This window comes from Providencia sp. PROV205, from assembly GCF_028479505.1.
Lineage (GTDB): Bacteria > Pseudomonadota > Gammaproteobacteria > Enterobacterales > Enterobacteriaceae > Providencia > Providencia huaxiensis.
Genome location: NZ_JAMPNU010000017.1, coordinates 44,234 through 54,715 on the forward strand (window position 1 = coordinate 44,234; position 10,482 = coordinate 54,715).

Here is a 10,482-nt window from a genome sequence, read left to right on the forward strand (position 1 = left end):
ACTCTAGCAATATTTATTGCTTAGGTGCTAACTTCATTAAAAATGTGCGTAATTGTGTAAAATCAGAGGGTAAAAAGTGTGAGAGTAGTGGTAGTTCCGCACGCTCTGCTAACTCTTTAGGTAAAGGTATTGCCTTATTAAGAATTTCTTCAACACTCTCTTTAAATTTAGCCGGGTGTGCCGTACCTAAAAACAGCCCGAACTCGCCTTCTTGCAATTGGTCACGAAGCACACGATAAGCAACTGCAGCATGTGGCTCAGATAAATACCCTTTTTTATCTAATTCACGTACTGTTTCTTTAGTCACTTCGTCACTCACAGCCCCATGCCCTAATTCATCAAGAGACCAACCTTTACGACGGAATAGCTCTTCTATACGAGGCCAGTTGTTTGGCTGACTAACATCCATCGCGTTCGATAGGGTTGCTACCGTTTGTTTTGGCTTCCATTGCCCATCAACGAGGTAACGTGGCACAGTATCATTGACGTTAGTAGCTGCAATGAAGCGCTTAACAGGTAAGCCCATTGATTTAGCTAATAAACCCGCTGTAAGATCGCCAAAATTACCACTCGGAACCGAGATCACTAATTGATCCCGTTTTTCTGCTGGGATCTGTGCGACAGCTTCAAAGTAATAACAAATTTGCGCTAATAAACGGCTGATATTGATCGAGTTAGCCGAATTTAAATACAGCGCTTTTTTTAGTTCTTCATCATCAAACGATTGTTTTACTAATGCTTGGCATGCATCGAAGTCATCTTTAATCGCAACCGTATGAATATTTTCACCCAGCGTGCAGAAGAGTTTTTCTTGCAGCGGGCTAATTTTTCCTTCTGGGTAGAGAATGACAACTTGGACGTTCTTAAGACGATAGAATGCGTGTGCAACAGCTGCTCCTGTATCCCCAGAAGTGGCAGTCAAAATGGTCACTGGCTGCTCACCAGCGACTTGCCCCAGTGCCTGAGCCATAAAGCGACCACCGAAGTCTTTAAATGCGAGTGTTGGCCCATGATATAGCTCCAGTGTCGCGATATCATCTTCAACCTTAGAAACTGGCGCAGGAAAAGCAAACGCGGCTTCGACCCTTGCAGCGAGCTCCTCATGAGGGATCTCATCACCAATAAAAGCACTTAAAATACGGCTGCTACGAGTGACAAAATCTAATTTTAATAATTCGTCGATTTCAGTCGCAGTGAATTCAGGTAAGTCTTGAGGAAAAAATAAACCTTGTTGCTTGCCTAAACCTTGCTTAACCGCTTGCGCAAAACTTACTTGTTCGTTGTTATCTTTTAAATTATACAGTTTCATTATTTACCCTATTGTCCTTGCCCCGGCCAGATCCAAACGGCAGATATGCACAAAGCCTTCATCATTCTGAATATAATGTTGTTGCAAGTAGCTCGCCATTTTTTCAGCAATATGCTTCTCATCGCAAATAGCGAACAGTGTTGGCCCAGAGCCAGAAATGCCACAAGCTAATGCACCGATTTCTTTTGCATTCTGGCGTGCTGCCGCAAAACCGGGTAATAGTTGTGTACGATAAGGTTCAGCCACAACATCTTGGATCATCGTTGCTGCAAGTAACGATTGGTTTGTATGACAAGCATGAATGAACCCTGATAGGTATCGACCATGATTTACAATATCATGGCGGGGATAGCTATTAGGAAGGATCGCACGCGCTTCCGCTGTCGATACTTTAATGCCAGGATAGGCCATGACCCAATACCAGTTTTCGAATGCAGGCACAGGCTGAGAAATAATGCCATTTTGTTCGATAATCAGCTGTAAACCACCTAAAAAGCACGGTGCGACGTTATCATAGTGCACACTTCCTGAAATACGCCCCTCTAACTCCCCCATCATGCCAAGCAATTGGGTATCATCGAAGGGGTTCTCTGCAAATTCGTTTAGCGCCATCAGTGCTGCAACAACAGAACACGCACTAGAACCGAGCCCTGAACCAATTGGCATATTTTTTTCGAGCGTCATAGCGACATTTAATGGTCGACCAAAGCGCTCACAAAACAATTGCCAGCACTGGTAAACAATATTGTGCTCATTTTTTTTCGGAAGTTTAGCAACGAATTTGCCTTTATTCGTCAACGAAAAAGTGTCCGCCGCTTCAACTGTTACACAATCACCTAACAATGAGCCATCCGCTGGAGAAACTGCAGCGCCAAGAACATCAAACCCGACGCTCACATTACCAATTGAAGCCGGTGCATAAACTTTAATCACTTATTAAACTCCCAGTTTCCATGAAAGGGTACGCAGCACATCCGCAAATACACCAGCTGCAGTAACATCATTACCTGCACCATAACCTCTTAATACTAAAGGAATTGGCTGGTAGTAACGTGTATAGAAGGCCAGTGCATTTTCACCATTTTTAACCTTGAAGAGAGGGTCATTACCATCCACAGCAACGATTTTCACCCGACAGCGCCCTTCTTCAATTAACCCAACATAGCGTAACACTTTTTCTTCCGCTTCTGCGGCTTTTATACGCTGTGCAAATTGTGCATCCAGTTGTGGTAAACGAGCCATAAACTCAGGAACAGAACCACTGCTATCAAAATCAGCAGGTAAAACAGGTTCAATTTCAATATCTTGTAGTTCTAAATTGTAACCCGCTTCACGGGCTAAAATTAATAATTTACGCGCCACATCCATACCTGATAAATCATCACGAGGGTCTGGCTCTGTGAAACCTTTTTCTTTAGCCAGTGTTGTGGCTTCCGATAAAGACATGCCCTCGTCTAATTTCCCAAAGATGAATGATAAAGAACCCGATAAAATTCCGCTAAAGTGAACTAGTTCATCCCCTGCATTCAGTAAGTTTTGTAGGTTCTCGATAACGGGTAAACCTGCACCTACGTTGGTGTCATAGAGGAATTTACGTTTCGATGTTTCACTTGCCGCACGTAACTGATGGTAGTAATCCATCGACAAAGTGTTGGCTTTTTTATTCGGTGTGACCACATTAAAGCCATCTTTCAAGAAATTGACATACTGCTCTGCAATTTCCTGATTTGATGTGCAATCGATAATGACAGGGTTCAAGAAATGGTATTCACGCTCTAAACGAATTAAACGGCTTAAGCTAAATGGCTCTTTCGCTTCCGCCAGTTCCGCTTTCCAGTTACCTAAATCGATCCCTTGCATATCCGTGAGCATTGCACGTGAATTCGCAATACCACAGACACGTAAGTCAATATGCTTTTGTTTTAGCCATTGTTGCTGGCGATGAATTTGTTCAATTAACGCATTACCAACCCCACCAACACCGATGACAAAGGCTTCAATAACTTGTTCTGCATTAAATAGCATTTGGTGGCATAAGCGTACCGCAGTTGTGGCTGCGTCATTGGCAATAACGGCAGAAATAGAACGCTCAGAAGACCCCTGCGCAATAGCGACAATGTTAATGTTGCCACGAGTTAACGCAGAGAAGAAACGAGCCGAAATGCCTTTCAAAGTACGCATGCCATCGCCCACCACAGAAATGATCGCTAACTGCTCCATCACATCCAGTGGCTCAAGTACGCCATCTTTCAACTCTAAGTAAAACTCTTCTTCCAATGCTGCACGGGCTCTGACTAACTCATTTTGTGGGACACAAAAACTAATACTGTATTCTGATGAAGATTGCGTGATCAGAACAACCGAGATCCCTCGACGAGACATGACGGAGAAAATACGTGCAGCCATACCGACCATCCCCTTCATACCGGGGCCAGATACGTTGATCATCGCCATATTATTCAGGTTGGTGATCCCTTTCACTGGCGTGCTGTCGTCAGTTTGGCCATCACCAATTAAAGTGCCTGGTGCGCTTAAATTAGTGGTGTTTTTTATCAGGCAAGGGATTTGGAATTGAGCAATTGGGGCGATGGTACGAGGATGGAGAACTTTGGCACCAAAATAGGATAACTCCATGGCCTCTTGGTATGACATACCTTTCAATAAACGAGCGTCAGGCACTAAACGCGGGTCACATGTATAGACGCCATCAACATCAGTCCAAATTTCACAACAGTCGGCACGTAAGCAAGCCGCTAGCACTGCGGCTGAATAATCAGACCCATTACGGCCTAATACCACTAATTCACCCTTCTCATTACCTGCGGTGAAGCCTGCCATTAGGACAAAATGATCTTTCGGTATATTTAAATCAGAAATGCGTTTTGTTGACTCATTTATATCAACTGTAGATTCAAGGTAGTGGCCTTTCGCGAGTAAGCTCTCAACAGGGTTAATGACGGTCACATTATGACCGCGTGCTTTTAGCACAGACTCCATAATTGCGATAGAGAGTTTCTCACCACGGCAGATAATTGATGCGTTAATGCTGTCTGGACACTGTCCGAGAAGAGTAATACCATGCAGTACTTGTTTGATTTGCGCGAATTCGTGCTCTGTCAGTTTTTTTAACCGGTCATATTCAAAACCAGGTTGTTTTTCTTTTAATCCTTTTAAAAGGTTAGCAAAAATCATTTCAGCATCATTAACATGCGTGATGACATCTTGTCCTGCAACCGTTTTTTCAATCATAGCAACCAAATGGTTAGTGATTTTTGCTGGCGCGGATAACACCAAAGCCACTTGTCCATCTGCTAATTTGCCTTCAGCGATGTCAGCAACATTCAGTACTCGTTCGTCATTTGCAACCGAAGTACCGCCAAATTTAAGCACACGCATGGTATTTCTCTCCTGAATTAACACCAAAAAAAAGCCCGCATCGGTTAAGTATGCGGGCTTTTTCATTTTTATTTTTTGGATGCGTCAGCCCGCCCCGTTTCCTGTGGTTACGGTGGTGGTGGTAATAATAATAGTCAGGCTGATATTACGCATAGATTCTGTCTGTCTCTTAGATTCTTTAAGTTTCTCCCTATACGGTTAAAGCAATTGGTATATTTTGTCAAATTTATTTGTAAAACATCCCTTTTAAAACCCTTTTTTTACTTGATAAATTATCTACCAGCATGAAAAACACCTCCCCAAAAAGATATCCATCACACCAATATTGGTTTTAAAAACTAAAATAATTAAAATTTCAAGATGAATAATTTTTTAACCAACAAAAAACGAAATTGCCTATAAAACAGACAACACAGATGACCTTTAGCCATTTCTTGTGAAGAGGACCAAGGTGAAAAAATGCGTAAAAATGACCCACTCACCCCACATATTTAGCTCATATATTTCTTACCACTTACCATTCATAGTCATCAGCCTACAACCACTAATGCAATAAATTGCAAAGTAAGTACTTACACTTAAAACCCATACTTCTTCATCTGGTTAAATTACAAACAAATGCTAGGTGATTGTTAAAAACCACCCGCGACAAAATAAAATAAGTATCTTTCCTAATTAAATAACATAAAAGCTCACAAACTGAATATTTGCATCCCGTTATCGCTAACAAGATAAATTTTTCACCTTTTTTTGTATTAAAATAACATTTCGAAATCGGAGGTAAGTCACAAATTAAACATTATTTATAATGGTATATTTAACTCATTGAAGACTATATTCATTAATACCAATCCGAAGCATCCCCTATGCATCAACTGCTCCCTTTTTTTAGACGCTATCTGATTCCTAAACACCGCATTAATTTATATAATTATCTACCTAACAATTTTTGTTAACGTGCTACAATTGATTTTGATATGTATCAACAAAAGTTAGTTTTTTAGGTGGTAAATGCAGTATTAGCTGTTATATTGCTGTTAACAGTACAATATTGGGAAAGTGCTTATATTTTGACTTGTTGTTAAAGTCTTTTGCCTGAAATGGCAACATAATGTCACTGTTGAATTTCAAAACAAATTTATACTCATAAACGTGTTTTTCCAGAGAACAATATTAATAACCACCTAACTGGAAACGGATTGTGAGTTCAGTATTCTTATTTTAATACTTTAGGTAGCAACTATGCAGACCCCACACATTTTGATTGTTGAAGATGAAATTGTCACACGCAATACGCTGAAAAGCATCTTTGAAGCGGAAGGCTATGTGGTTCATGAGGCAACTGATGGCGAAGAGATGAATAATGTTCTCTCTGAACATGACATCAATTTAGTCATCATGGATATTAACTTACCAGGTAAAAACGGTTTATTACTTGCTCGTGAACTTCGTGAGCAAGAAAGCATTGCGTTAATGTTCCTAACAGGACGCGATAACGAAGTGGATAAAATCCTTGGCCTTGAAATTGGTGCTGACGACTATATCACTAAACCATTTAACCCACGCGAACTGACTATTCGTGCGCGCAACTTACTGTCCCGTACAATGAATTTAGCGGGCGGTACTGAAGAGCGTCGTTTAGTAGAAAGCTATAAATTTAATGGTTGGGAATTAGACATCAATAGCCGTTCATTAGTCAGCCCTGCGGGTGAGCACTACAAATTACCCCGTAGTGAATTCCGTGCGATGCTGCATTTCTGTGAAAACCCAGGAAAAATTCAGACTCGTGCAGACCTGCTGAAGAAAATGACTGGCCGTGAATTAAAACCACACGACAGAACTGTTGACGTCACGATCCGTCGTATTCGTAAACATTTTGAATCGACACCTGACACACCAGAAATCATTGCAACCATCCACGGTGAAGGCTATCGCTTCTGCGGTGATTTAGACGAATAATTAGCAAGCTAATTATTTACTGATTATCAAAATCCGTTGTCTTTTAGGCAACGGATTTTTTATTGGCGAGCCATTTTTATTGCGAGTACATCGACTCAACCGTTTTTTGTTATCACCAAGGCATAATCGGCACTGCACTTAGCGCATTCTTTGGTGAACCGTCGATCATCTTGTCTGAATAAGTCAAATAAATTAATGCATTACGTTTTGGATCGTAAAAACGTACAACTTGTAATTTTTTGAAGACTAAAGACGTTCGTTTTTGAAAGACAACTTGCCCTTTCGTCGGTTTGCGTTTGACACGGTCGCTTAACTCAATCGGTCCAACTTGCTGGCATGAAATTGCAGCATCAGAGGTGTCTTCCGCTAACCCTAAACCCCCTTTGATCCCCCCTGTTTTTGAACGACTTAAATAGCAAGTGACATTCTCAACATCAGGGTCATCAAATGCTTCAACGACAATTTTATGGTCAGGGCCGAAAATTTTAAAAACAGTATCGACTGAACCGATTTCTTCAGCAAATGTCATGCTCGGCAACGCTAATAATAATGCTGTAAGTGCGATATTTTTTAATCTGGAACAACGCATACTGAATTTCCTATTCAACTAAAAATCGGTAAAACCTCGTAGTAAAACAAGACTTATTATTCACTTTCTTAACTAATTATCAAATACAACTCATTTACTATAAACGAAAAAGATAACTTGATATAGAATAGCCATTCATTGATAGATTATATCTGTTCTATAAGTCGCATTGGCTGGGGATATACATGGATCAAACTAATATTATTCGCGACTTGCTTCGCTGGATAGATGACAACCTAGATAAACCACTCTCGCTAGATAATGTTGCCGCAAAAGCGGGCTACTCAAAGTGGCATTTACAACGAATGTTCAAAGAGGTGACTGACCAAGCGATTGGTGCTTATATTCGAGCCAGAAGGCTTTCTCGAGCTGCTGTGGCATTGCGGCTAACAAGCCGACCAATTCTTGATATTGCGTTGCAGTATCGCTTTGATTCGCAACAAACTTTTACTCGAGCCTTTAAAAAGCAATTTAACCTAACCCCTGCTTTTTACCGCCGGAGTGAAGAGTGGTGTGCGGCAGGTATTTGCCCACCGATTATTTTAGATAATCACACCAATATTGAACATGAATTCCTACAAATGCCAGAGCAAGAACTGGTTGGCTTGGAACAAAGTTGTTCTTATGCGTTAGAAGAGTGGTCGACCGCTTGTTCGCAAATGCGCCAAACATTTTGGCACTACTATTTGGATAATACGACGACGATTGCGTCTGAAGTTTTTGGCTTGCACCATGCCATTCATAATCCAGAAAAAGAAGATGAACAAACGGTGTTCTATACCACGGCGGTAAAACCTGAAGATGCGAGTTTTAACACAGACCAATATTCAAGCTTAACGTTACCAAGTGGCCATTATGTTAAATTTTCATTCAATGGGACGCCAACTCGAGATGCATTACAAGAGTTTTTATACCAAATTTATGGTGTATATCTGCCTAAGCTGAATTTAACACGCCGACCAGGTTATGACATCGAACATTATCGATTAAAAAACATCGATTTACGTCATGTCACCCCTGAAGATGATGACCCCAAAACACATATCGATACCTTTGATTATTATGTTCCTATCAAAACAGGTTCGGCCGCGACCCCTTAAAGCAGAGGAGTTTCAGTTTGTTGAAACTCCTTTTTCTAAATCGTTAGCCTTGCTGTTCGTCAAGAGCCGGTTGCGATAAATGTGTGACCTCACCTGCCGTTTCAACTATCCAACCATTCGCCAACCATGGACTGTTTTGGTAATCAACACGAGATAACGAACAGTTACGTAAACGAAGGCGACGTTCTGAATAAGCCGGAACCCCCATAATACGACTAATTAACGTACTTAACGCAATCCCATGGCTAACAATCAACGGGCGGCTACCTTCAGGCAAATCTAAACAACTATTTAGTGCTGCAAACATGCGTGTATACAGCTCCTCCATTGATTCACCCTCTGGAATTCGTCCTCCACGTGTGCCATCAATTAAGCTTTTACGCCACTGTTCTTCCTCTGGCGTTAACGACTCTATTGCTCTTTGCTCAAGAACGCCCATATTTAGTTCACGTAGACGCGGTTCTGTGGTAATTTCACACCCGCACACACTTGCAATTATTTGTGCAGTTTCCAGTGTGCGTCCCATATCACTAGTGATAATATGGGTAATGCCTTCTGACTTTATCCTCTCAGCCACCTGCCTTGCTTGCAGTCGTCCAGTGGCGGTCAGAGGGCTATCGGATTGTCCCTGGATGCGACGAGCTAAATTCCATTCAGTTTCGCCATGGCGAACAAGATAAACCTGTAACATAGATGTGTTCCGTTATTACTTTTCGAAGTATGTGTTCAAAGGAAAATAATTAATGTACCAAGTTATAGCTGCAACGACTAATCCTGCCAAAATTAAAGCGATCCATCTTGCTTTCGATGCTGTTTTTGGGGCTGGCAGTTATCAAATTGAAGATATTAATGTCGATAGCAGTGTTCCACAGCAACCTATCGGTAATAATGAAACCCGTACTGGGGCTAGACAACGCGTGATGGCCTCTAGGCAAGTTCGCCCTGAAGCGGATTTTTGGGTTGGTATTGAAGCGGGTATCGAAGACGATATGACATTTGCTTGGATAGTAATTGAACATAAGCAAATACGTGGTGAATCCCGCTCTGCCAGTATTATGATCCCAGAAAAAATTCTGGCGGGTATTCGTGAAGGCCGTGAACTCGGCGATGAAATGGCCTTTTTAACAGGCATCGATAATATCAAACAACAAGGTGGTGCCATTGGTTTTTTCACTGACGGGGTATTAACTCGCACCAGTGTTTACCAACAAGCCTTGATATTGGCCTTGGTTCCCATTAAGCATGAAATTTATAAAGAGCTAAACCAAGTAGAAGATTAATTATACTTAAAATAATTAAAATTGCATGTGCGATTAAACACCACTCTTTTCACACTAAAGTATGGGAAACCATACTTTTTTTGTGACTATTAATTTGAAATACGATAAATACCAATACGATAAATAGTTCGGATTATAAGTAGCTGGCAAGTGGTGCTAAGCCCTAGGGGCATACACTAGTATGTGACTAGGGCGAATGAGCGAAGCCTGAACACCCCTACAATTTGAAATACGATAAATACCAATACGCTAAATAGTTTGGATTGTGGCTAGGCGGCAAGTGAGGTTATCCCGATGAGCATACACAAGTATGTGATTCGGGTAACCAAATGCAGCCAACAACGCCACAGAGCAAAATATGACGCGTATTTTAGAGAAGTTGTTGCTCCAACCACTCCTTCACAGGAATAGGCGCTGACTTTAAGCTATTCGAACCCCGAGTAATAGTTGCTATCCCCACTCCTAGCTCATTTTTCAGTTCTCTTTGGCTCATTTCACCGCGCATCAACTCTTGCACAATTTTAACGCGAGTCGCTAACGCTGTGCGCTCATCTGGCGTGAGTAATAACTGAAGAACTGGCAGATGAATATCTTGTTCAAATGCCAATTGTAATAAATTCACAAAGCGCAGCCAGTCAGCGTTTTCATCAGCAGTCAGTGCCGGGTCATGTTGTTGATTTGCTGTCATCGTTTATCCACCCATACTATTTAACTAGTACAAATAATAACACACTATTATTAGAAATCATCAACCAAACACCATTTTCATTTAGTTACTGCGTTAATATGCTAAATAGTTTGAGTTGTGACTAGGCGACCAGCTAGGATAGCTCGGGGAGCATACACAAA

Annotated in this window: 10 protein-coding genes and 1 other annotated feature; of the genes, 3 read left to right on the forward strand and 7 right to left on the reverse strand. The window is 41.3% G+C overall.

Features of this window, described 5'->3' with window-relative positions; translation table 11 throughout:
• Positions 1-13: 13 nt before the first annotated feature.
• From thrC to thrL, 4 genes are all read right to left on the reverse strand, one after another.
• Entirely contained in the window at positions 14-1,309 is a 1,296-nt protein-coding gene (gene thrC, locus PR800_RS10830; protein WP_195698194.1) for a threonine synthase, read from the reverse strand.
• Positions 1,310-1,312: 3 nt separating this feature from the next.
• Positions 1,313-2,242 carry a homoserine kinase gene (thrB, locus tag PR800_RS10835; protein ID WP_210844335.1) on the reverse strand — a complete coding sequence of 310 codons (930 nt, stop codon included), beginning with the start codon at positions 2,240-2,242 and terminating at the stop codon, positions 1,313-1,315.
• Between the two features lie 3 nt (positions 2,243-2,245).
• Complete coding sequence (gene thrA / locus PR800_RS10840; protein ID WP_166266620.1) at positions 2,246-4,705, reverse strand: bifunctional aspartate kinase/homoserine dehydrogenase I; 2,460 nt, start codon at positions 4,703-4,705, stop codon at positions 2,246-2,248.
• A gap of 24 nt (positions 4,706-4,729) precedes the next feature.
• Positions 4,730-4,851: a sequence feature (Thr leader region), on the reverse strand.
• Positions 4,790-4,858 carry a thr operon leader peptide gene (thrL, locus tag PR800_RS19670; RefSeq protein WP_071548816.1) on the reverse strand — a complete coding sequence of 23 codons (69 nt, stop codon included), beginning with the start codon at positions 4,856-4,858 and terminating at the stop codon, positions 4,790-4,792. (Overlaps the previous feature by 62 nt.)
• A 1,089-nt stretch (positions 4,859-5,947) precedes the next feature.
• Here thrL and arcA point away from each other — a divergent pair.
• On the forward strand, positions 5,948-6,664 hold the full coding sequence (gene arcA, locus PR800_RS10845) for a two-component system response regulator ArcA (protein WP_004905684.1): 717 nt from the start codon (positions 5,948-5,950) through the stop codon (positions 6,662-6,664).
• Positions 6,665-6,776: 112 nt separating this feature from the next.
• On the opposite strand, the gene creA is transcribed toward arcA, so the two are convergent.
• On the reverse strand, positions 6,777-7,253 hold the full coding sequence (creA, locus tag PR800_RS10850; RefSeq protein WP_102138958.1) for a protein CreA: 477 nt from the start codon (positions 7,251-7,253) through the stop codon (positions 6,777-6,779).
• 185 nt (positions 7,254-7,438) lie between these two features.
• On the opposite strand from creA, the gene robA reads away from it, so the two are divergent.
• Entirely contained in the window at positions 7,439-8,353 is a 915-nt protein-coding gene (gene robA / locus PR800_RS10855) for an MDR efflux pump AcrAB transcriptional activator RobA (RefSeq protein WP_272530787.1), read from the forward strand.
• Between the two features lie 43 nt (positions 8,354-8,396).
• On the opposite strand, the gene gpmB is transcribed toward robA, so the two are convergent.
• The gene (gene gpmB / locus PR800_RS10860) at positions 8,397-9,044 is read right to left on the reverse strand and encodes a 2,3-diphosphoglycerate-dependent phosphoglycerate mutase GpmB (protein WP_102138956.1); all 648 of its coding nucleotides are present in this window, start codon (positions 9,042-9,044) and stop codon (positions 8,397-8,399) included.
• Positions 9,045-9,096: 52 nt separating this feature from the next.
• On the opposite strand from gpmB, the gene yjjX reads away from it, so the two are divergent.
• A complete protein-coding gene (gene yjjX, locus PR800_RS10865; protein ID WP_004914743.1) occupies positions 9,097-9,633 on the forward strand; it encodes an inosine/xanthosine triphosphatase in 537 nt (178 codons plus the stop codon).
• Between the two features lie 370 nt (positions 9,634-10,003).
• On the opposite strand, the gene trpR is transcribed toward yjjX, so the two are convergent.
• Positions 10,004-10,321, reverse strand: coding sequence for a trp operon repressor (gene trpR / locus PR800_RS10870; RefSeq protein WP_094961916.1), 318 nt, complete (start codon positions 10,319-10,321; stop codon positions 10,004-10,006).
• Positions 10,322-10,482: the final 161 nt, after the last annotated feature.